General features: G+C 50.3%; 23 protein-coding genes. 13 read left to right on the top strand and 10 right to left on the bottom strand.

The genetic code is table 11. The features are described from left to right. Positions 1 to 28: 28 nt before the first annotated feature. Positions 29 to 1207, bottom strand: a complete 1179-nt coding sequence (gene purT, locus C7B16_RS00160; protein ID WP_107179239.1) for a formate-dependent phosphoribosylglycinamide formyltransferase — start codon at positions 1205 to 1207, stop codon at positions 29 to 31. 141 nt (positions 1208 to 1348) lie between these two features. On the opposite strand from purT, the gene yebG reads away from it, so the two are divergent. The 4 genes from yebG (at position 1349) to ptrB (ending at position 5297) form a co-directional block, all read left to right on the top strand. Further along, positions 1349 to 1639, top strand: a complete 291-nt coding sequence (gene yebG / locus C7B16_RS00165; RefSeq protein WP_016248628.1) for a DNA damage-inducible protein YebG — start codon at positions 1349 to 1351, stop codon at positions 1637 to 1639. 66 nt (positions 1640 to 1705) lie between these two features. Beyond that, complete coding sequence (gene yebF / locus C7B16_RS00170; protein ID WP_001516261.1) at positions 1706 to 2062, top strand: protein YebF; 357 nt, start codon at positions 1706 to 1708, stop codon at positions 2060 to 2062. Positions 2063 to 2368: 306 nt separating this feature from the next. Continuing rightward, positions 2369 to 3028, top strand: a complete 660-nt coding sequence (locus tag C7B16_RS00175) for a tellurite resistance TerB family protein (RefSeq protein ID WP_000024720.1) — start codon at positions 2369 to 2371, stop codon at positions 3026 to 3028. Positions 3029 to 3236: 208 nt separating this feature from the next. After that, complete coding sequence (ptrB, locus tag C7B16_RS00180) at positions 3237 to 5297, top strand: oligopeptidase B (RefSeq protein WP_016248631.1); 2061 nt, start codon at positions 3237 to 3239, stop codon at positions 5295 to 5297. Here the strand turns inward: ptrB and exoX are convergent. From exoX to holE, 3 genes are all read right to left on the bottom strand, one after another. After that, entirely contained in the window at positions 5294 to 5956 is a 663-nt protein-coding gene (gene exoX / locus C7B16_RS00185; RefSeq protein WP_000944296.1) for an exodeoxyribonuclease X, read from the bottom strand. The two genes, ptrB and exoX, sit on opposite strands and share 4 nt — an antisense overlap. Positions 5957 to 5980: 24 nt before the next feature. Then, a complete protein-coding gene (gene yobB, locus C7B16_RS00190; RefSeq protein ID WP_061090866.1) occupies positions 5981 to 6637 on the bottom strand; it encodes a carbon-nitrogen hydrolase family protein YobB in 657 nt (218 codons plus the stop codon). 100 nt (positions 6638 to 6737) lie between these two features. After that, a complete protein-coding gene (holE, locus tag C7B16_RS00195; protein ID WP_000916764.1) occupies positions 6738 to 6968 on the bottom strand; it encodes a DNA polymerase III subunit theta in 231 nt (76 codons plus the stop codon). 138 nt (positions 6969 to 7106) lie between these two features. Between holE and yobA the strand changes: the two genes are divergently transcribed. From yobA to pphA, 4 genes are all read left to right on the top strand, one after another. Continuing rightward, a complete protein-coding gene (gene yobA, locus C7B16_RS00200) occupies positions 7107 to 7481 on the top strand; it encodes a CopC domain-containing protein YobA (RefSeq protein ID WP_000168753.1) in 375 nt (124 codons plus the stop codon). A 3-nt stretch (positions 7482 to 7484) separates the two neighbouring features. Beyond that, positions 7485 to 8357 (top strand): copper homeostasis membrane protein CopD, encoded by an 873-nt coding sequence (copD, locus tag C7B16_RS00205; RefSeq protein WP_107179240.1) that lies wholly within the window; start codon positions 7485 to 7487, stop codon positions 8355 to 8357. A 12-nt stretch (positions 8358 to 8369) separates the two neighbouring features. Beyond that, entirely contained in the window at positions 8370 to 8711 is a 342-nt protein-coding gene (locus tag C7B16_RS00210; RefSeq protein ID WP_000976465.1) for a YebY family protein, read from the top strand. Between the two features lie 409 nt (positions 8712 to 9120). Continuing rightward, positions 9121 to 9777: a protein-serine/threonine phosphatase gene (gene pphA / locus C7B16_RS00215; RefSeq protein WP_000806226.1), complete on the top strand. Its 657-nt coding sequence runs from the start codon at positions 9121 to 9123 to the stop codon at positions 9775 to 9777. On the opposite strand, the gene C7B16_RS00220 is transcribed toward pphA, so the two are convergent. From C7B16_RS00220 to yebS, 5 genes are all read right to left on the bottom strand, one after another. Continuing rightward, positions 9778 to 9969 (bottom strand): YebW family protein, encoded by a 192-nt coding sequence (locus C7B16_RS00220; protein WP_001516263.1) that lies wholly within the window; start codon positions 9967 to 9969, stop codon positions 9778 to 9780. A gap of 104 nt (positions 9970 to 10073) precedes the next feature. After that, on the bottom strand, positions 10074 to 10310 hold the full coding sequence (locus tag C7B16_RS00225; RefSeq protein ID WP_001516264.1) for a YebV family protein: 237 nt from the start codon (positions 10308 to 10310) through the stop codon (positions 10074 to 10076). A 115-nt stretch (positions 10311 to 10425) separates the two neighbouring features. Beyond that, complete coding sequence (rsmF, locus tag C7B16_RS00230) at positions 10426 to 11865, bottom strand: 16S rRNA (cytosine(1407)-C(5))-methyltransferase RsmF (RefSeq protein ID WP_107179292.1); 1440 nt, start codon at positions 11863 to 11865, stop codon at positions 10426 to 10428. A gap of 79 nt (positions 11866 to 11944) precedes the next feature. Beyond that, complete coding sequence (gene yebT / locus C7B16_RS00235; RefSeq protein WP_000076949.1) at positions 11945 to 14578, bottom strand: lipid-binding membrane homeostasis protein YebT; 2634 nt, start codon at positions 14576 to 14578, stop codon at positions 11945 to 11947. Then, complete coding sequence (gene yebS, locus C7B16_RS00240; protein WP_001516266.1) at positions 14547 to 15830, bottom strand: membrane integrity lipid transport subunit YebS; 1284 nt, start codon at positions 15828 to 15830, stop codon at positions 14547 to 14549. The genes yebT and yebS overlap by 32 nt, the downstream gene beginning before the upstream one ends. A 129-nt stretch (positions 15831 to 15959) precedes the next feature. Between yebS and msrC the strand changes: the two genes are divergently transcribed. The 4 genes from msrC (at position 15960) to htpX (ending at position 20393) form a co-directional block, all read left to right on the top strand. Continuing rightward, on the top strand, positions 15960 to 16457 hold the full coding sequence (gene msrC, locus C7B16_RS00245) for an L-methionine (R)-S-oxide reductase (RefSeq protein ID WP_001043873.1): 498 nt from the start codon (positions 15960 to 15962) through the stop codon (positions 16455 to 16457). Between the two features lie 96 nt (positions 16458 to 16553). Further along, positions 16554 to 17252: an RNA chaperone ProQ gene (gene proQ / locus C7B16_RS00250; RefSeq protein WP_107179241.1), complete on the top strand. Its 699-nt coding sequence runs from the start codon at positions 16554 to 16556 to the stop codon at positions 17250 to 17252. Positions 17253 to 17271: 19 nt separating this feature from the next. Further along, positions 17272 to 19320 carry a carboxy terminal-processing peptidase gene (gene prc, locus C7B16_RS00255; RefSeq protein ID WP_001516268.1) on the top strand — a complete coding sequence of 683 codons (2049 nt, stop codon included), beginning with the start codon at positions 17272 to 17274 and terminating at the stop codon, positions 19318 to 19320. A 191-nt stretch (positions 19321 to 19511) separates the two neighbouring features. Beyond that, a complete protein-coding gene (gene htpX, locus C7B16_RS00260) occupies positions 19512 to 20393 on the top strand; it encodes a protease HtpX (protein ID WP_000984500.1) in 882 nt (293 codons plus the stop codon). A 46-nt stretch (positions 20394 to 20439) separates the two neighbouring features. Here htpX and C7B16_RS00265 read toward each other — a convergent pair whose 3' ends face one another. Continuing rightward, positions 20440 to 21813, bottom strand: a complete 1374-nt coding sequence (locus C7B16_RS00265) for an MFS transporter (protein WP_010376166.1) — start codon at positions 21811 to 21813, stop codon at positions 20440 to 20442. Between the two features lie 176 nt (positions 21814 to 21989). On the opposite strand from C7B16_RS00265, the gene kdgR reads away from it, so the two are divergent. After that, positions 21990 to 22781, top strand: a complete 792-nt coding sequence (gene kdgR / locus C7B16_RS00270; protein WP_001262177.1) for a DNA-binding transcriptional regulator KdgR — start codon at positions 21990 to 21992, stop codon at positions 22779 to 22781. The last annotated feature ends 73 nt before the right edge of the window (positions 22782 to 22854 follow it).

The following is a 22854-nucleotide window of genomic DNA, read 5'->3' on the forward strand; positions in this document are numbered from 1 at the left end:
GCATTTTTGCAGCGTGTTTCTGACGGACTTAACCTTGTACTTTCACCTGTACGGCGGCGTGCTTCGCGCGTTCAATCGCCTCATCAATGCTCTCCGCTGTAGCCAGTGTCACACCCAGACGACGGCTGCCATCAATTTCCGGCTTACCAAATAAACGAATCTGCAAACCTGCGCCAACGGCATTCTGCACATTATCAAACGTGACATTCTGACTGGTCAGTTGCGGCAGGATAACAGCAGAAGCGGCAGGGCCATTCTGACGAATCCCGCCAACAGGCAGTCCGAGGAACGCGCGTACATGCAGGGCAAATTCCGAGAGATCCTGAGAAATTAACGTCACCATCCCGGTGTCATGCGGGCGAGGGGAGACTTCACTGAAAATCACCTCATCGCCACAGACAAACAACTCCACACCAAACAGACCATAGCCGCCCAGCGCCAGCACCACTTTGCGGGCAATCTCCTGCGCGCGTTCCAGAGCCAGTGGACTCATTTGCTGCGGTTGCCAGGATTCGCGATAGTCACCATCTTCCTGACGATGACCTATTGGTGCACAGAAATGGACGCCATCCACCGCACTGACGGTTAGTAGGGTAATCTCAAAGTCAAACTTAACCACGCCTTCAACAATCACGCGGCCCGCCCCGGCGCGACCACCTTGCTGGGCGTACTCCCACGCCTGAGCAAGCTGGTCGGCAGAGCGAATAAACGTCTGCCCCTTGCCGGAAGAACTCATGACCGGTTTAACGATACAGGGATAGCCAATGGCGGTAACCGCCTCGCGGAAAAGACTTTCGCTATCGGCAAAACGATACGTTGAAGTGGGAAGCTGAAGTTCTTCTGCCGCCAGGCGACGGATCCCTTCGCGATTCATCGTTAGCTGAGTCGCACGAGCGCAGGGGACAACATTCAACCCTTCCTTTTCAAGCTGGATCAGCATATCGGTGGCAATAGCTTCGATCTCCGGCACGATATAGTGCGGTTTTTCCAGTTCAACCACACGGCGCAACGCATCGCCATCCAGCATATTGATGACATGAGAACGATGCGCGACATGCATGGCTGGCGCGTCGGCATAGCGATCGACCGCAATCACTTCTACACCGAGGCGTTGGCACTCGATGGCCACTTCTTTACCCAGTTCACCGGAGCCTAATAACATCACGCGAGTTGCTGCCGGACGCAGCGCAGTGCCTAATAACGTCATAACGAATATCCCCTGATTAATTCCGCGCGCAGTATAAACGAAAACGTTTGCGTATGTCTTTATTGCTTGATTGCTCGTGTTGATTTCAAGACCGAAAAGAATTATACTGTATAAAATTACAGTTATTGTGAGAGGCTGCAAATGGCGGTTGAAATTAAATACGTAGTCATTCGTGAGGGCGAAGAGAAGATGTCGTTTACCAGCAAAAAGGAAGCCGATGCTTATGACAAAATGCTTGATACGGCGGATCTGCTCGACACCTGGCTGACAAGTTCTCCAGTACAAATGGAAGACGAGCAACGTGAAGCGCTTTCGCTGTGGCTGGCAGAACAGAAAGATGTGCTTAGCACGATTCTGAAAACTGGTAAATTACCGTCTCCCCAGGTGGTCGGTAGTCGCTCTGATGTGGCAGATGAGACACACGCCGCCTGAAGCCACTTGCGCTCCTGATAATTTGTACCATGCTTTCTCCTGAATCATTGTGCTATGGAGAAAAACATGAAAAAAAGAGGGGCGTTGTTGGGGCTGTTACTGCTTTCTGCCTGTGCATCAGTTTTCGCTGCAAATAACGAAACCAGCAAGTCGGTCACTTTCCCAAAGTGTGAAGGTCTGGATGCTGCCGGAATCGCTGCGAGTGTAAAACGCGATTATCAACAAAACCGCGTCGCGCGCTGGGCAGACGATCAAAAAATCGTTGGTCAGGCCGATCCGGTAGCGTGGGTCAGTGTGCAGGATATTCAGGGTAAAGATGATAAATGGTCAGTTCCGCTGACAGTGCGTGGTAAAAGCGCTGATATTCATTATCTGGTTAATGTGGACTGTAAAGCGGGAATGGCGGATTACCAGCGTCGTTAATTGCTGTCAGTCATTGCACATAACCCCTGGCGGATGCGGCGCGAGCGTCTTATCCGCTCTATAACGCACCAGATCCCGCAGGCCTGATAAGGCGCGACAGCGTCGCATCAGGCAATCAGCATAAGGCAACTCCAATTACGGCTACAAACCTCTACCATCGCAATTACCCTAAATAACCCGATCACCATTTTCCGTGGCTGGCTTCCTTGCTGTCCGCTAATTTGCGCATCTTTTGCCTCAATATACACTTTCTGACATCCTCATCCGCTATGCTACAGGCATTAAAATGGTTATTGAGGAGCAAACATGGCTAACTGGTTAAATCAACTGCAATCCCTTCTCGGGCAAAACAGTTCTTCTACCTCCTCGTCTACGGATCAGGGATTGGGCAAACTTTTAGTGCCGGGCGCATTAGGCGGGCTGGCTGGGTTACTGGTAGCGAATAAATCAGCACGTAAACTTTTAACGAAGTATGGCACGAACGCGTTGCTGGTAGGCGGTGGCGCGGTGGCTGGTACGGTGCTGTGGAACAAATACAAAGATAAAATTCGCGCGGCGCACCAGAACGAACCGCAATTCGGCACCCAGAGCACGCCGCTGGATGAGCGCACGGAACGTTTGATCCTCGCGCTGGTATTTGCCGCTAAAAGTGATGGTCATATTGATGCCAAAGAGCGTGCGGCTATCGATCAGCAATTGCGTGAAGCGGGTGTAGAAGAGCAGGGCCGTGTTCTTATCGAGCAGGCAATCGAACAGCCATTGGATCCTCAGCGTCTGGCCCTGGGGGTTCGAAACGAAGAAGAGGCGCTGGAAATCTATTTCCTGAGCTGTGCAGCTATTGATATTGACCATTTTATGGAGCGTAGTTACCTGAATGCACTGGGCGACGCGCTGAAAATTCCCCAGGATGTTCGCGAAGGGATCGAACGCGATCTCGAACAGCAAAAGCGTACTTTGTCTGAATAATCCTTCTCTCTGTATAGCCCTATATTTACGTTTTTCGGGCTATACAAACTCGCACAGCTAGTTGAACCGACTGATTTTATCTGCCTGCTACCTTTCGATTTTCACTTCATAACGTGTCATCATCGCTGCAATGACTGTCCTGTTTCGCTTGCATCCCGGGTGAGTTTTGCCACCCTTATAAGATGCTTCAACCAGAAAGAACAATAACATGCTACCCAAAGCTGCTCGAATTCCCCATGCCATGACGCTTCATGGTGATACGCGTATCGACAATTACTACTGGTTGCGGGACGACACGCGCTCGCAGCCGGAAGTACTGAATTACCTGCAACAGGAAAATAGTTACGGGCACCAGGTGATGGCTTCGCAACAAGCCCTGCAGGATCGGATACTAAAAGAAATCATTGAGCGTATCCCGCAAAGAGAAGTCTCTGCGCCTTATATTAAAAACGGTTATCGTTACCGGCATATTTATGAACCCGGCAGTGAATATGCCATTTATCAACGCCAGTCTGCATTCACTGAAGAGTGGGACGAATGGGAAACGTTGCTTGATGCCAACAAGCGGGCGGCACACAGTGAATTTTATTCTATGGGCGGCATGGCTATAACGCCCGATAACACCATTATGGCGCTGGCAGAAGATTTCCTTTCCCGACGCCAGTACGGCATCCGTTTTCGCAATCTTGAAACGGGCAACTGGTATCCCGAACTGCTGGATAATGTGGAACCCAGCTTTGTCTGGGCGAATGACTCATGGACTTTTTATTATGTGCGTAAGCATCCGGTAACTCTGCTGCCTTATCAGGTCTGGCGGCACGCCATCGGGACTCCGGCATCGCAAGATAAACTGATCTACGAAGAAAAAGACGATACGTTTTATGTCAGTCTGCATAAAACGACATCAAAACACTATGTGGTTATTCACCTTGCCAGCGCCACGACCAGTGAAGTTCGTCTGCTGGATGCCGAGCTGGCCGATGCAGAACCGTTTGTCTTTTTGCCGCGGCGTAAAGATCACGAATACAGTCTCGATCATTATCAGCACCGCTTTTATCTACGCTCTAACCGTAACGGCAAAAACTTTGGTTTATATCGTACCCGAATGCGTGAAGAGCAGCAGTGGGAAGAGTTAATTCCGCCACGCGATAACATCATGCTGGAAGGATTTACGCTGTTTACCGACTGGCTGGTGGTTGAAGAGCGCCAGCGTGGGTTAACCAGTCTGCGGCAAATCAATCGCAAAACGCGGGAAGTTATCGGTATTGCTTTTGACGATCCGGCTTACGTCACCTGGATTGCCTATAATCCGGAACCTGAAACTTCGCGATTGCGTTACGGCTATTCCTCCATGACCACGCCAGACACGCTGTTTGAACTGGATATGGACACCGGTGAACGCCGCGTATTAAAACAAACTGAAGTGCCCGGTTTTGATGCAGAGAATTACCGTAGTGAACACCTGTGGATCACCGCCCGTGATGGCGTCGAAGTTCCGGTTTCGTTGGTTTATCATCGCAAACATTTCCGCAAAGGGCACAACCCGCTGCTGGTGTACGGATATGGTTCTTACGGCGCAAGTATTGATGCCGATTTCAGTTTTAGTCGCCTGAGTTTGTTGGATCGCGGCTTTGTCTACGCCATTGTGCATGTTCGTGGCGGTGGTGAACTGGGGCAGCAGTGGTACGAAGATGGCAAGTTCCTGAAAAAGAAAAATACTTTCAATGATTATCTTGATGCCTGCGACGCACTGTTAAAGCTGGGTTACGGTTCTCCTTCGCTCTGTTATGCGATGGGTGGTAGCGCGGGTGGCATGTTGATGGGGGTCGCTATCAATGAACGACCAGAATTGTTCCACGGCGTTATTGCCCAGGTGCCGTTTGTCGATGTGGTGACGACGATGCTTGATGAGTCGATTCCGCTCACTACGGGCGAGTTTGAAGAGTGGGGGAATCCGCAGGATCTACAATATTACGAGTACATGAAAAGCTACAGCCCGTATGACAATGTCACGGCGCAGGCTTACCCACATTTGCTGGTGACGACAGGTTTACACGATTCACAGGTGCAATACTGGGAACCGGCAAAATGGGTGGCTAAATTGCGCGAGCTTAAAACAGACGACCATCTGTTGCTGTTATGTACCGACATGGACTCGGGGCATGGCGGCAAATCCGGTCGCTTTAAATCTTACGAAGGTGTGGCAATGGAATATGCTTTTCTGGTCGCGCTGGCGCAGGGAACATTACCTGGTCAGCCAGCGGCTTAAGCATCCGCCAAATAGTGCTTCAAGGTTAAACGCAGTTCCGGGCTCATACTGTCGAGGTTATTAAACAACCAGCGCAGATAGCCCGGATCGCGCTCTGCAACTTCTGATACCGCTTTGCCGCGATACTTGCCAAACGTGAATGTCGTTAACAATGACGGACGCCCGGTGATATCCGCCATTTGTTCTACCGTCCAGCCGGATGTGTTCATAATATCGATAAGTAAGGCCGCGGTGATGTAACAGTCATACAGCGCACGGTGGTGATGCAGCCCCGGCGGCGTTTGCACATTGAGCTTACGTGTTTTATACAGCGCCATGTTGCTGTACTTGATCCCAGGCCACAAACGACGGGCCAATTTCATCGTGCAGATCCACTCACCGGGCATTTCAGGCAGTACACGGCGGTCAAAGCTGGCGTTGTGGGCGACATACCATTCACTACCGTAGTAGTGTGGGAGCACGTCTTCAATCCACGGTTTGTCAGCAACCATGGCTTCAGTAATACGGTGGATCGCCATAGCCTGCGGAGTGATAGGGCGGTCGGGGCGAACCAGGTGACTCATAGGGTTAACGATTTTCCCGTCAACAACATCAACAGAGGCAATCTCCACGACCCCTCCCTGTAAACCGCAGGTTTCAGTATCGATAATACGCAACATGGCAAAACTCCGGGTCGAAAACGCCTAGCGTAATGGAATGATATCGCCTTGCCAACCCTGCGATGTGCGCTGACCAACTAACAATAACGAACCGTAATCGGCGCGGACGATGAGGCGACCATATTCATCCCACAATGCACTATTACCGCGGGCATTAGCCATTAGAACAGCGATGGAATATTGATGTGAGAAAAATTGTAAGTGGCGAGTAGAAGTCAATAAATCTGGCTCGCTGATACACTGACCGGTGGTAAAGAGTGAGCAGCTCGGGTCCATATCAATACCTTCAGGTTGTCCATCCACCACCGTGATGGTTTTGGAATGTCGCCCCAGGCATGCTCCGTGACTTTGATGATAAATTGCTGGCGCATTCATCCACGGTGCAAATACGGCAATTCCACGAATAAATCGATCGTTATATTCAACGGGAAGGCCGGTAATAATGGTCATTCGATAAGTCGTTGCGGCATAACAAAGCGGGTCTAACAGCGAGAGGTCGGGCGGGGCAGGAAGAGGGCGTCGTTTATAATCACATCCCAGTAGAGAAAGCGAGGGGAAAACCAAAAGTTCACACTGCTGTCTGGCGGCAGCCCTCACGAACTCCAGATGATGGGCTACCTGCTCAGTGAGTGAGGCTTTACGAGGCTCATATTGTGCTGCTGCGACTTTCCTGTATGACATGATGACTTCCTTTTCACAGTGTCCGCAAATATTGGTGAGAATAAGAAAATACTCATAATTTAGCAGGCATCATGTAAGGAAGTGTAACTTAATATAAGGTTTATTTAAGTTTAGGTTCGTAAGGTAAACGTGACAGATTTACAGAGGTGAGACGGTGGGCGATAAGGCGCTCACGAAACCAGCTTCGCAGGTGTTCTGGTTGTTCACGTTCAACCGCTTCAGCAATCACCGGCATATTGTAACGTTCTTTAAATGCTACCCCGGCGGCCGCCAGATCGACATTAACTTTATCCATTTCAGTTTGATCCAGTTTGGCCAGATTCTTCAACATGCTGTGTCTCCTCATTAATCGCGGGCAAAAGTTACTAAGAGTTAGCCAGGATGGCAAGCCGGAATTGATGATCCTCGACTCTATCATTAGACAAGGTTATGCTCTGTAAAAAAGTTATTACAAAAAGGAATAGATAATATGGCTTCAACTGCACGTTCCCTTCGTTATGCGCTGACATTTCTGACAGCTTCGCTGGGAGTACCTTCTGCCTGGGCGCATGCGCATTTGACGCATCAGTATCCTGCGGCGAATGCGGAGGTTATCGCTGCTCCACAGGCTATTACTTTAAACTTCTCTGAAAGTATTGAACCCGGGTTCAGCGGCGCAAAAGTCATTGGCTCAAAGAATGAAAATATTAAAACGTTACCCGCGAAGCGTAATGAACAGGACAAAACCCAATTGATTGTTCCGCTTGCCGACGCCCTGAAGCCCGGGAGTTATACCGTTAACTGGCATGTTGTTTCGGTGGACGGGCATAAAACCAAAGGGCAATACACCTTTACAGTGAAATAAAGCATGTTGGCGTTTACCTGGGTCGCACTACGATTTATCCATTTTATCTCCCTGATGCTGGTCTTTGGCTTCGCGATGTATGGAGCATGGCTGGCACCAGTAACAATTCGTCGATTACTGGCGAAACGTTTTCTGCGTATACAACAGCACGCCGCCGTCTGGAGTTTGAGCAGTGCCGCTGCGATGTTCGCCGTTCAGGGAGGGTTGATGGGCGCGGGATGGCCGGATGTGGTGTCGTTGAACATTTGGTTGTCGGTGTTACAAACACAGTTTGGTGGTGTCTGGATTTGGCAAATCGTTCTCGCCCTCGTTACGCTGACCGTGGCTCTGATGCAACCACGGAATATGCCTCGTTTGTTGTTTATGTTAACTACCGCGCAATTTATTTTGATGGCGGGAGTAGGACACGCGACATTAAACGAAGGATTAACGGCGAAAATCCATCAGACGAATCACGCCGTACATCTGATCTGTGCGGCGGCATGGTTTGGTGGCTTGCTGCCGGTCGTCTGGTGTATGCAGTTGGTGAAAGGGCGTTGGCGACGTGAGGCCATTCATGCACTGATGCGATTTTCCCGGTGTGGACATTTTGCTGTGATAGGTGTACTGGGCAGTGGTGTGCTTAATACATTGTTAATCACTGGATTTTCCCCCACACAAGTGACGTACTGGGGGCAGCTTTTATTACTTAAAGTCATACTGGTAATGGTTATGGTGGCCATCGCGCTGGCAAATCGTTATGTTCTTGTTCCGCGCATGGGGCAGGACGAAGACCGTGCGGCACCCTGGTTTGTGTGGATGACTAAACTCGAATGGGCGATAGGTGCGGTAGTGCTGGTGATTATCAGCCTGCTTGCGACTCTCGAACCTTTTTGATGGATTACGAAAATGATGAAAAAAAGTATTCTGGCGTTTCTGTTACTCACCAGTTCGGCAGCGGCGTTGGCGGCTCCGCAGGTGATTACCGTCAGCCGTTTTGAAATGGGTAAAGACAAATGGGCGTTTAATCGCGAAGAGGTGATGCTGACCTGTCGTCCGGGCAATGCTTTGTATGTCATTAACCCAAGTACCCTGGTGCAGTATCCTTTAAACGATATCGCACAAAAGGAAGTAGCCAGCGGGAAGACTAAAGCCCAGCCCATTTCGGTGATCCAGATTGATGATCCCAATAAACCAGGTGAAAAAGTGAGTCTGGCACCGTTTATTGAAAGAGCTGAGAGACTCTGTTAATTATCTATAGTAATTTTTTGATTTTAAATAAAAAACCGCCCGGGTGCTTTCACCAGAACGGGCGGTTTTTAACATTTTAGAGGATGATAAACGCGCTTTTTTTCTGACCACTTTACGCGCGGACTGGAAAACCTGGCGTCGTCATCTATTCTTAAAAGGCAAGGCAACTAAGCCTGCATTAATGCCAACTTTTAGCGCACGGCTCTCTCCCAAGAGCCATTTCCCTGGACCGAATACAGGAATCGTGTTCGGTCTCTTTTTATCTATAAAGCCAGTTTGATAATGGCATTACTGCTTTTCCCTCACTGACTTCACAATCAACCATAACACACACTCTACTGTTTCAGTCCAGGCTTTTTTAACATTTTTGTTAAAATAATGTGATCTTATGCGCGGGAGTAAGGAATTGATGAAACAGGCAGGCCACATCTATCAGAGAATTGATGGTAGTCAGTGGCGACATATTTGGCTGGTGGGTGATATTCATGGCTGCCTGGCGCAACTGCGAGAGAAATTATGGTTCTGCCGGTTTGACCCGTGGCAAGACTTGTTAATCTCGGTTGGTGACGTTATCGATCGTGGCCCGGAGAGTTTGCGTTGCCTGCAATTACTGGATCAACGCTGGGTCAGGGCGGTAAGAGGCAATCATGAGCAGATGGCGATGGATGCGCTGGCATCGCAGCAGATGTCTTTGTGGTTTATGAATGGTGGCGACTGGTTTGCCGCACTGACAGAGCACCAACGTGAGCAAGCGAGAAGGGCGCTGGAAAAGTGCGGGTCTTTGCCGTGGATAATTGAATTAAGCTGTAGTAGCGGACTGCATGTCATCGCCCATGCGGATTACCCCAATGATATTTATGAGTGGCATAAGGAAGTCGATCTGCATCAGGTGTTGTGGAGTCGCTCGCGATTGCGTGAAGGCCGAAAAGGGCAGGGAATTACCGGCGCTGATCATTTCTGGTTTGGTCATACGCCATTACGCCATCGCGTAGATATCGGTAACTTGCATTATATTGATACCGGCGCGGTCTTTGGTGGAACACTCACGTTGGAACGACTCCAGTAATTAAAAGTCACTGTAATCTTGCGCAGGCCGCCAGAACCCATCAATGAAATCTTCAACGGGAAAACAGCCACCGTGGCGGATCCGTTGATCGTCCATTGAGTAGAGGCACTGCTGTTCCGTATTGTAGACATCAACCACAATATCTTCACAACCAGCGTCCAGATAGCAAACAAAAAGTACCAGCGCGAACATTTCATCCTCGAAGTGCGTTGCCGTACCGTTAAGTTTAGGAGAGATTTTACAACGGGAAAATAACCGGGATAAATAACCCGTCATGCCGACGGGTTCTTTTTGGATCAGGCAAGACGCATAATCCAGGCATCGGACTGTTGATCGTAGCGGGTACGGTAAAGGACAGAGTGTTCGCCGTTTAGCAGGGCAGGAATGCTGGTGTCGGCGTCCCAGGCATCCAGTTGCATACATAAATCCGGGTCAGATTTACAGGGAATGGTCAACGTTCGGTCACCAGGCGATTCGCCGTGTAACTCGCCGTCATCGATTTCAAAAGCGCCTATGCGCACACTGGTTTTCATCTTCGTGCTCTCCATTGAAGTGCTGGTTGTGGTACGACCAGTCCGATCGCACCATTTTTCAGCCTAGTCAAGGCAGTCAGATTCGCCAGTCAAAACGTGCGCTTTTTGTGTACTGTCAGGCTTTACCCGTAAAAAGTTTTCCGTCGCGCACTAGCTCACGCGGGTAACTGTTTTTCAGTCGCGAGCCAATACGTTTGGCTAAACCGATTGGCTGGCGCTGGAAGGTGACCAACACATCATCCCCGGTTGGTGCGGTCTGCGGGTAAACATCGCGCCCGCGATACCACTCTTCTGCTTCTTGTGGTGTTAGCTCAAACGCGTTAGCGTGGTCGGGTGAGGCAAGGGCAATGACCGCTTCATGCTGCCAGCGGTAACCTTTGTTATGCGTTTCGGCAAGTTTTACTCCCAGACGAGAAAATCGGACTTTACCGATCAACGCTTCAATGCCCACCGGGAATAACCAGATTTCTTTATCACGCTGCCAGAGACGCAGGTTTTTGTCCCACTGTAAGCCAACATTCGCAGCCGCCTGCCGAATTTGTGCGGTTTCGCGATCTTTTACTGGGCTAAACGGGAAATTGCCCACTTTGTATTTCGGTGCGGGTAAGGCAGGAATGGCCTGAGTTTTACGCAGACGAGCAACGAAGAAGCCTTCGCAGTCATAAATTTGTGGGAAGACGTGCAAGAAGCCTTCTTCGGTCAGCGCTTTTTTTGCATCAGGGAAGAGATCGCCCAACGGCAAAAACTCTACTGCATCGGGATAAGTCTCTTTCAGCCACAGGCAAACGGCTTCGTTTTCGTCACGGTTTAAGGTACAGGTCGAGTAAACCAGCGTACCGCCAGGACGTAAGGCATGAAATGCACTGTCAATCAGTTCACGCTGGGTGGCGGCGATTTCCAGGTTGCTTTCCGGTGACCAGTTTTTCAGCGCGTCGGGGTCTTTACGTACCACACCTTCACCGGAGCAGGGAGCATCCAGCAAAATGGCGTCGAACATTTCTGGCAACGCTGCACCAAACACGCGGCCATCAAAATGCGTTAAAGCTACATTACTGATACCGCAGCGGCTGATATTGGCATGTAACACCTTTACCCGGCTGGCGGAAAACTCATTGGCAAGGATCGCGCCTTCATTATTCATACTCGCAGCAATCTGCGTGGTTTTTGATCCCGGCGCAGCCGCCACATCCATCACCCGTTGCGGGGAGTTACCATCGGCAAACAACGCCGCAACCGGTAACATCGAACTGGCTTCCTGAATATAAAACAGGCCACTTAAATGTTCGGCGGTACTGCCCAACGGTAATGCCTCTTCATCGTCGCGTTCAATCCAGAAACCCTCCTTACACCAGGGAACCGGTGTTAACGTCCAGCCGTAAGGCTCGGTTAATTGCAGGAAATCAGCAACGGAGATTTTCAGCGTATTAACGCGAATGCTGCGGCGCAACGGGCGCTGGCAGGCGGCGAGAAAATCATCAAAAGAGAGTGTCGAAGGCATCGCTTCGCGCATTTGCGTCAGAAAGGCGTCCGGGAAATAAACGGTGTGTTGAGCCACAAGTATGTACCAGCGGAAAAAAACAGGCGCGCAGTTTAGCATAAACGCTCCGGCGCAGGCACGCCGGAGCAGGAGGAGATTAACGAGGCAGGGCGGTGCCCCATTCACGCCACTCTTTCGGTTCGCTTTCCAGCAACAGGAAGTGTTTGCCTTCCTGAGCTTTCGGTGCCAGTGGCGTCCCTGGTGGGGTAGCGAAGGCGATCCCTCCACGGATAAACTGATTAAAGGTGCCGGTTTTCACCACACCACCCGTCAGGCCAAAGTCCAGACTGTAGCCCGATGCCAGCCAGAAGACGGAATTGTTACGCACCAGGTGCTGGTATCGCTTACTGATGCGCATCGCAATCATCACCCGATCTGACAATGTCCCCAGCGTCATTCCGGTAACCGTACCTACTTCCAGACCACGGAACAGTACCGGAGTACCAATGCCTAATGACCCGGCTTCTGGCGCTTCAACAATAATGCTTAAGCCATCAAGGTAACGAGAATCGGTAATGGTGGCTTCTTGCAACTCAAAGTCACGGCGAGGATTACCCCGACCAGGTTCGACATTGATATACGGCTGAAGGATGGTATCAAGGTGCTCAACGCCCGCTGCCGAAATCTGTGGTGTGACCACCGAGAAGCGCGTACCTCCGCGGGCGAAGGTCTGGACATATTCTGGATAGAGCACCGCTTTTGCCTGTACTTCATTGCGTGCGGTGATCAGATCCAGCGTCTGGATCTGCCCGATATCAATACCGAGATAGCGAATTGGCATACCAACAGCCAGTTTTCCGGCATCGAAAGCATGGAGCGTAATCTGCCCGCCAACCGCACGAGCGGCTGTTTCGGAAGCATATAGAATTCGCTTGTCGCCTTTACGCTGACTGGCGCTGGCACCGCTGAGGTTATCGAAACTGATAGCCCCCTTTAATGCCCGTGAAAGCGGTGATGCCTGTACGGTCAGGCCGCTGCCGTTAAGCTGAACTTTTGCGCCACCTTCCGCCCAGAACACACTGTTGCTGGTCAGGAGATTGCGATATTCCGGCTTAATATGCAGATCGATATCAAAGGCATTGGCCCGAGGACGTACGGTAATAACTTCACCAACCTCAAATTTGCGGTACAGCACTACCGATCCCGCCTGCACATCTGGCAGCGTTTCTGCGCTCAAACTCACGGTCGTTGTAGGCAAATCGCTCAGGCTGTTTTCCAGGGCTTTTTCCAGATTGGCATACAGCGGATAGCTGGCTTTCATCTCGCCTTTTTCGCCCGGCAGAATGCGGATGCCACCGTTGAGCCATTCTGAGGCGCTGGCACCGAGGAACTCGACGCCATCCAGTCCCACTTTCACGTCAACACGGCTATTAACGACAAATTTGCTGTCACCTTTTACCAGTTCACGATGCTGCGGTTCGATGGCAACGGTAAAGGTGACGCCTTTGCTGGTAAGTTTACGTTCAATTACCTGGCCTACCTGTACACCATGCAGAATTAACGGCTGACCGGCATCAATACCGTAACTTTCCGGCGCGGTCAGGGTCAGCGTCATAACATCCGGTTCATGCAGCAGGGCTTTCTCGCCAGGTACAACAACAAACTCTTTGCGTGGCTCGCCATTACCTGGCACCAGTTCGAAGGTTTTGCCGGTCAGTAGGGAACTCAGATTGGCATCGCTGAGGGATAATTTCGGGTTACGTAACTCAATGCGAGTATTTTCACGAAGTAGGGTAACTACGCTGGGATCAACGGTCATTTCACCAGTAACTTTGCCACCTGGATTTAAATTCAGTTTGGTCAGTTGCCCGACTTCCAGTCCCTGGTACATGAGCGGCGTTGAATCGGCGCTTAATCCGACTCCGTTTGGCAGATCCAGTTTTATGAGCACCCCACGCTGGCTGTGGGCGAGATCTTCATACAGACCAAAGGTATCTTCCGGATCGGCAGGTTTCGACTCTTCCGGCGAGTCGAAGGCAATCGCACCGTTAACCAGAGCAGCCAGACTTTCCAGTTTCACCTTCGCGCCACTGATACTGACATTGGCATCAACGCCAGAAACGTTCCAGAAGCGACTGCCTTTTTTCACCAGGTCGGTAAAGCGCCGCTCAATCAGGACATCAATCACCACGCCTTGCTTATTGGGATTGATCGCATAGTCATAGACTCGCCCCACCGGGATTTTGCGGAAATAGACCAACGAGCCGCTGTTCAGCGAACCAAGATCGGGGGCTTGCAGATGGATCATAAGATCACCATTATCCAGCCGATATTTGGGCTGGGTATCGAGGGCGACAAAGTGATCTTGCTCTTTACCTTTACCTGGCATCATGCCGATATAGTTTCCGCCGACCAGCGCATCCAGCCCGGAAACACCTGCCAGCGAAGCTTTTGGCGTCACCAGCCAGAACTGCGTCTCTTCGCGCAACGCATCTTTCATATCGGACTTGATGCTGACCTTCACTTCAATCTTACGCAGATCGTCGCTCAGACTGACATCCTGCACCGTTCCGACTTCAACGCCCTGATAGCGAACAGGTGTGCGACCCGGAACAATGCCATCCGCCGACATAAAATCGATGGTGACGGTATTGCCTCGATCCTGATAACTCCCCCAAATTAGCCAACCGGCTATCATTAGCGCGATGAATGGCAGTAGCCAGAAAGGTGAGATACGGCGTTTAGTTTTAATTTGCGCTTCAGTCGTCGAAGCGGGCGTTTCCTGACTCATGTGCATCCCAAAGTAAGCGGCTGTCCAGCCATTCCACTGCAAGAATAGTCAAAATAACCGCTGCGCCGAAATAAAACGCAGCCGGTCCCATAGTAAAAGCGAGGATTTGATCGCGATTAATCAGCGACATGGTTAAAGAAATGACAAACAGATCCAGCATCGACCAGCGGCCAATCCAGGTCACTATTCGCAGTAACATTATTCGCGTACGTAACCCCTGTTGGCACTTAAAATGAATGCTCAACAATAAAGTGAACATAACAATCACTTTGGTAAATGGCACCAGAATACTGGCGATAAATACGATTCCGGCAACGGCAATATTGCTGTTCGCCAGCGACATAATCCCGGAAAGGATCGTATCTTCTTGTCGACCACCGTTCAGATAAATGATCGAAATAGGTAACAGGTTGGCAGGAAATAACAAGATGATTGAAGCTAACAGCGCCGCCCAACATTTTTGAATACTATGATGGCGACGCAGGCGAAGCGGGATATGGCAACGGGGACAGCGACCGCGCGGATCAGGGTAGCCGGTAAAGTGACACCCCAGACAAACGCGTAGTTTTTTATCCCTACGCGTGGCAGGGCGTTCAGGGTAAAATCGCTCCCACAACTGTTCAACATTAAGATGTGACAACGTCACCGTCGTTAAAATAACCAGCGCTACAAAAGAGAATAGGCCGACACCGGCCTGGATATGGGCATAGTCCTGCACCTTTATAGAGGCAACGGCAATGCCGACCAGGTAGATATCCAGCATTACCCACTCTTTCAGCCGCTCAAGCATCAGCAACACCGGACGTAAATTCATTCCCAGCCGATTACCAAACCACAACCAGGCAATAGATGTCACCAGAATGAGGGGGGCACCGATAACGCAGAAAAAAACCATTGCGCCCGTTACCGCATCTCCCTGTTTGGTCATTTGCCAGATGCCTTGCATTACGTTGGCGTCAATACGAATACCTAACAACCAGATATGCAATAGTGGTTCGCCCCACGCAAAAGGCATCAGCAACAGCATTGTGAAGGCCATTGCCGCCAGGCGCGTTAGCGACCAGTCGCGTCCGTCACGGATTTTTGCCTGGCAGCGTGGGCAATAGGCACTTTGGTGTGAATTTATCTCTGGCAGGCTGAACAGCATGTCACATTGCGGGCAGCGTTGGTAATCACCATGCGGCAACGCTTCGCCAATTGATCTCACTGTTATTTTTTTTGTTGGCGTAACTTGTGGGGTGTAAAGAGCCATGACGCGCCAAATGTAATAAGAATTAACACTAATCTTAACTCATGATGGGAATGATCTTGAGCATTAACGCATTTAATGCTTATTTTAATAGGCTGGCAGTTCCAGGTAAGACAACCAAGTGATTATATAATGAACAAAACAGAATTTTACGCGGACTTAAACCGCGACTTTAATGCGCTGATGGCGGGAGAAACCAGTTTTCTGGCAACACTGGCTAATACCAGCGCGTTATTATACGAACGTCTGGCCGACGTAAACTGGGCGGGGTTTTATCTACTCGAAGATGAGACGTTGGTTCTCGGACCGTTTCAGGGCAAAATTGCCTGCGTACGGATCCCCGTCGGGCGCGGCGTGTGTGGCACCGCGGTTGCCCGTAACGAAGTACAGCGAATCGAGGATGTTCACGCATTCGATGGACATATTGCCTGTGATGCGGCGAGTAATTCTGAAATTGTTCTACCGTTGGTGGTGAAAAATCAGATTATTGGCGTTCTCGACATCGACAGTACCGTCTTCGGTCGCTTCACCGACGAGGACGAACAAGGCTTACGTCAGCTTGTGGCACAGCTTGAAAAGGTGCTTGCAACGACGGATTACAAAAAATTCTTTGCGAGCGTCGCAGGATAATCAACGGATAACGTAGCATTTACTGATGGCGTCATTATAATGACGCCTGTTCATGCCTGCGCTTGTTGGCTACGTCCGTTGTAATCAGGAAATTTCATGGAAAATCAACCTAAGTTGAATAGCAGTAAAGAAGTAATCGCGTTTCTGGCCGAACGTTTTCCCCACTGTTTCAGTGCGGAAGGTGAAGCGCGTCCGCTGAAAATCGGTATTTTTCAGGATTTGGTCGATCGTGTTGCCGGGGAAATGAACCTGAGCAAAACGCAACTGCGATCCGCTTTACGTCTCTACACTTCGAGCTGGCGCTACCTGTATGGTGTTAAACCAGGCGCGACGCGTGTCGATCTTGACGGCAACCCTTGCGGTGAGCTGGACGAGCAACATGTAGAACATGCTCGCAAGCAGCTTGAAGAAGCGAAAGCGCGCGTTCAGGCCCAGCGTGCTGAACAGCAAGCTAAAAAACGCGAAGCTGCCATCGCTGCTGGTGAGAAAGAAGATGCACCACGTCGTGAACGTAAACCACGTCCTGTTGCGCAACGCCGTAAAGAAGGCGCCGAGCGCAAACCTCGTGCGCAAAAACCGGCTGAGAAAGCGCCAAAAACAGTAAAAGCACCTCGCGAAGAACAGCATACCCCGGTTTCTGACATTTCAGCTCTGACTGTCGGACAAGCCCTGAAGGTGAAAGCTGGTCAAAACGCGATGGATGCCACCGTATTAGAAATCACCAAAGACGGCGTCCGCGTCCAACTGAATTCGGGTATGTCTTTGATTGTGCGCGCAGAACACCTGGTGTTCTGAAACGGAGGCCGGGCCAGGCATGAACATGTTTTTTAGGCTTACCGCGTTAGCTGGCCTGCTTGCAATAGCAGGCCAGACCTTCGCTGTAGAAGATATTACGCGTGCTGATCAGATTCCGGTATTAAAGGAAGAGACGCAGCATGCAACTGTGAGTGAGCGCGTAACGTCGCGCTTCACCCGTTCCCATTATCGACAATTCGACCTCGATCAGGCGTTCTCGGCCAAAATCTTTGACCGCTACCTGAATCTGCTTGATTACAGCCACAACGTGCTGTTGGCTAGCGATGTCGAACAATTCGCGAAAAAGAAAACCGAGTTGGGCGATGAACTTCGTTCCGGCAAACTCGACGTTTTCTACGATCTTTACAATCTGGCGCAAAAACGCCGCTTCGAACGTTACCAGTATGCATTGTCGGTACTGGAAAAACCGATGGATTTTACCGGTAATGATTCTTATAACCTTGACCGCAGCAAAGCGCCCTGGCCGAAAAATGAGGCTGAGTTAAACGCGCTGTGGGACAGCAAAGTTAAATTCGACGAGTTAAGCCTGAAGCTGGCGGGAAAAACGGATAAAGAAATTCGTGAAACCCTGACGCGTCGTTACAAATTTGCTATTCGCCGCCTGGCGCAAACTAACAGCGAAGATGTTTTCTCGCTGGCAATGACGGCTTTCGCACGCGAAATTGATCCGCATACCAACTACCTTTCCCCGCGCAATACCGAACAGTTCAATACTGAAATGAGTTTATCGCTGGAAGGTATTGGCGCAGTGTTGCAAATGGATGATGACTACACCGTTATCAATTCGATGGTGGCGGGTGGTCCGGCTGCGAAAAGTAAAGCGATTAGCGTTGGTGACAAAATTGTCGGGGTCGGACAAACCGGTAAACCGATGGTTGATGTGATCGGTTGGCGTCTTGATGATGTTGTTGCCTTAATCAAAGGGCCGAAGGGCAGTAAGGTTCGTCTGGAAATTTTACCTGCGGGTAAAGGCACTAAAACCCGCACGGTGACGTTGACGCGTGAGCGCATTCGTCTGGAAGACCGTGCCGTTAAAATGTCTGTGAAGACGGTTGGCAAAGAAAAAGTCGGTGTGCTGGATATTCCGGGCTTCTATGTTGGCTTGACGGACGATGTCAAAGTTCAACTGCAGAAACTGGAAAAACAAAATGTCAGCAGTGTCATCATCGACCTGCGTAGCAACGGTGGCGGTGCGTTGACTGAAGCGGTATCGCTCTCTGGTTTGTTTATCCCATCAGGTCCGATTGTGCAGGTTCGCGATAACAACGGTAAAGTCCGTGAAGACAGTGATACCGACGGCCAGGTCTTCTATAAAGGCCCGCTGGTGGTGCTGGTTGACCGTTTCAGTGCTTCGGCTTCGGAAATCTTTGCTGCCGCAATGCAGGATTATGGTCGCGCGCTGGTTGTGGGCGAGCCGACATTTGGTAAAGGCACAGTCCAGCAGTATCGCTCTCTGAACCGCATCTACGATCAGATGTTGCGCCCAGAATGGCCTGCGTTAGGCTCAGTACAATATACAATCCAGAAATTCTATCGCGTTAACGGTGGCAGTACGCAACGTAAGGGCGTAACGCCAGATATCATCATGCCTACGGGCAATGAAGAGACGGAAACGGGTGAGAAATTCGAAGATAATGCGCTGCCGTGGGATAGCATCGACGCAGCAACCTATGTGAAATCAGGAGACTTAACGGCATTTGAGCCGGAGTTGTTGAAGGAACATAATGCGCGTATCGCGAAGGATCCTGAATTCCAGAATATCATGAAGGATATCGCTCGCTTCAACGCCATGAAGGATAAGCGTAACATCGTCTCTCTGAACTACGCCGTGCGTGAAAAAGAGAATAACGAAGATGATGCGACGCGTCTGGCGCGGTTGAACGATCGCTTTAAACGCGAAGGAAAACCGGCATTGAAGAAACTGGATGATCTGCCAAAAGATTATAAGGAGCCGGATCCATATCTGGATGAGACAGTGAACATCGCGCTTGATTTGGCGCGTCTGGAAAAAGCCAGACCCGCGGAACAGCCCGCTCCCGTCAAGTAACATCAATCAGGCACAAGAAATTGTGCCTGATTTTTTAACAGCGGCAAGATGCCGTAAATCAGATGCTACAAAATGTAAAGTTGTGTCTTTCTGGTGACTTACGCTCTATCCAGACTTGAAAATAGTCGAGTAACCCATACGATGTGGGTATCGCATATTGCGTTTTGTTAAACTGAGGTAAAAAGAAAATTATGATGCGAATCGCGCTCTTCCTGCTAACGAACCTGGCCGTTATGGTCGTTTTCGGGCTGGTACTGAGCCTGACAGGGATACAGTCGAGCAGCGTTCAGGGGCTGATGATTATGGCCTTGCTGTTCGGCTTCGGTGGTTCCTTCGTTTCGCTTCTGATGTCCAAATGGATGGCATTACGATCTGTTGGCGGGGAAGTGATCGAGCAACCGCGTAACGAAAGGGAACGTTGGCTGATCAATACTGTTGCAACCCAGGCGCGTCAGGCTGGGATTGCTATGCCACAAGTGGCTATCTACCATGCGCCGGACATTAACGCTTTTGCAACCGGTGCGCGCCGGGATGCCTCTCTGGTTGCTGTCAGCACGGGTTTGTTGCAAAACATGAGCCCGGATGAAGCCGAGGCGGTAATTGCCCACGAAATTAGCCACATTGCTAATGGTGACATGGTTACCATGACGCTGATTCAGGGCGTGGTGAACACCTTTGTTATCTTTATTTCCCGTATTCTGGCACAACTGGCCGCTGGCTTCATGGGCGGTAACCGCGACGAAGGCGAAGAGAGTAACGGCAACCCGCTGATCTACTTTGCAGTTGCGACGGTACTGGAGTTAGTGTTTGGTATTCTGGCGAGCATTATCACCATGTGGTTCTCGCGTCACCGTGAATTTCACGCTGATGCCGGTTCAGCCAAATTGGTTGGCCGTGAAAAAATGATTGCTGCGCTACAGCGCCTGAAAACCAGCTATGAACCGCAAGAAGCAACCAGCATGATGGCTTTCTGCATTAACGGTAAGTCAAAATCGCTGAGCGAGCTGTTCATGACCCACCCGCCGCTGGATAAACGTATTGAGGCTCTGCGCACGGGTGAATACCTGAAGTAAGATGAAATAAATACTCAAAAAGCGCGTCCAGGTTGACGCGCTTTTTTTATGCCTGGGATCGTGGCTGGGTGATCCGTAAACCACTAACACCGGCAGCGATTACTGCCAGAATAGCCGCGGTCATCAGCGAGACGTGCGTACCATTATCACCAAACTGATTTAACATCAGTGCCACCAACGCTGCGCCACTACTCTGACCAAGCAGACGAGCCGTACCTAACATGCCACTGGCACCGCCGCTACGTTCCCGCGGGGCGGAAGTAATAATGGTGTGGTTATTGGGTGACTGGAATAATCCAAAACCGGCACCGCACAAGATCATAGGCCAGATGATATTGATATCGGCAGGTGAAGCAGGCAAGAGAACCAGCGAAAAAAGCCCCGCCGCCATAATAAACAACCCTAAAGCTCCAAGTAACCCAGCATGCACGCGTTCTATCAGATAACCTGCCAGCGGTGCCATCACCATTGTTGCCAGCGGCCATGGGGTCAGAAGTAGACCTGTTTCCACTTCACTACGTCCGAGCACCGTTTGCAGATAAAAGGGCAGGGAGACCATTGCCAGCATCTGTGCGCAGAAAGAACAAATAGACGTGCAAATAGACAGTGAAAAAAGCGGAATACGCAGTAAATCCACTGGCAACAGCGGCACGGGAAGAGAAAGCTGACGACGAATAAAGAAAATACCAACGACAACCATTACCGCCAGTTCTACACCAATCAACGTCAGCGATTGCCCCTGAGCAAAACCACTCAACGCGGTAATAAGCAGACCAAATGTTAACGCGTTCATCACGGCGCTGGGCAGGTCAAAACGTGGTTTACTGGCACGAGAACCATTAGGTGGCAGAAAACGCATTGCCAGAAGCAGGGCGATAATACCCAACGGTACGTTGATTAAAAATAGCCACTTCCATGACGCGATGGAGAGGATTACCGCGGCGATAGTTGGCCCGGCAGCAGAGGAGACGGCGACAATAAACGAGTTAATTCCCATTCCCCGCCCCAGAAAACGCTGTGGATAGATTAGCCGGATAAGAGCAGTATTGACGCTCATTAGTGCTGCGCCACCAAAACCTTGTATTACACGCGCCAGAGTTAGCATTTGCAGCGAATCAGAAAGGGCACAGAACAACGATGACAGCAGAAATACGACCAGGCCGCATTTATAAATGCGTCGATAGCCAAACATATCTCCCAGAAACGAAAACGAAAGCAGGGAGACGACAATCGCGATTTGATAGGCATTCACCACCCAAATAGAACTGGCTGGCGTGGCGTGAAGATCAGTAGCAATAGTTGGCAAGGCGACGTTGGCGATAGCGCCGTCGAGGACCGCCATCGAAATACCGATAATAATGGTTAAAATCGCGCCGTATCGCTGAGGCAACGGCAGGCCATCGGCCTGAACTTTTGGCATAGGAATTTTATATCTTTGGATGATAATCAACAGGGTTATGATTCTAGCACTGATATTCACGGCGGATGTCGCAGAATTGTAACTAACCGGCAAAAGATGGATTGCGACCACCCAGGCGCGAAATTATAATAAAAAACAGTTCTGATTTTTATAAAACACTCGCAATGAGGTGATAAATGGCTAACGCAGATCTGGATAAACAGCCTGATTCTGTATCTTCTGTACTGAAGGTTTTTGGCATTTTACAGGCGCTGGGCGAAGAGCGCGAAATAGGGATAACCGAGCTGTCACAGCGCGTCATGATGTCAAAAAGCACCGTTTATCGCTTTTTACAAACCATGAAAACCCTGGGGTATGTGGCGCAGGAAGGAGAGTCGGAGAAATATTCTCTGACCCTGAAATTGTTTGAGTTGGGGGCTCGTGCCTTACAAAACGTCGATCTCATTCGTAGCGCAGATATCCAGATGCGCGAAATCTCCCGCCTGACGAAAGAAACCATCCACCTTGGCGCACTGGACGAAGACAGCATTGTTTACATCCACAAAATTGACTCTATGTACAATTTGCGCATGTATTCACGGATTGGTCGTCGTAATCCGCTTTACAGCACCGCGATTGGTAAAGTGCTGCTGGCCTGGCGCGATCGTGATGAAGTGAAGCAGATCCTTGAGGGCGTTGAGTATAAACGCAGTACCGATCGTACCATTACCAGTACCGAAGCGTTACTACCGGTGTTGGACCAGGTGCGCGAGCAAGGTTATGGTGAAGATAACGAAGAGCAGGAAGAAGGACTACGCTGTATCGCGGTTCCGGTATTTGACCGCTTTGGTGTGGTTATTGCCGGTCTGAGCATCTCCTTCCCAACGCTGCGTTTCTCTGAAGAGCGTTTGCAGGAGTACGTAGCTATGTTGCATACGGCCGCACGTAAAATTTCCTCGCAAATGGGGTATCACGACTATCCGTTCTGATTAGAGTTAGAACCTGTCTGTATAATATTCAGACAGGTTCTTATCTGGTGGGGGGTAAATAAAGTTACTGATG

The organism is Escherichia sp. 20412-1 (genome assembly GCF_003027595.1).
Classification (GTDB): domain Bacteria; phylum Pseudomonadota; class Gammaproteobacteria; order Enterobacterales; family Enterobacteriaceae; genus Escherichia; species Escherichia marmotae.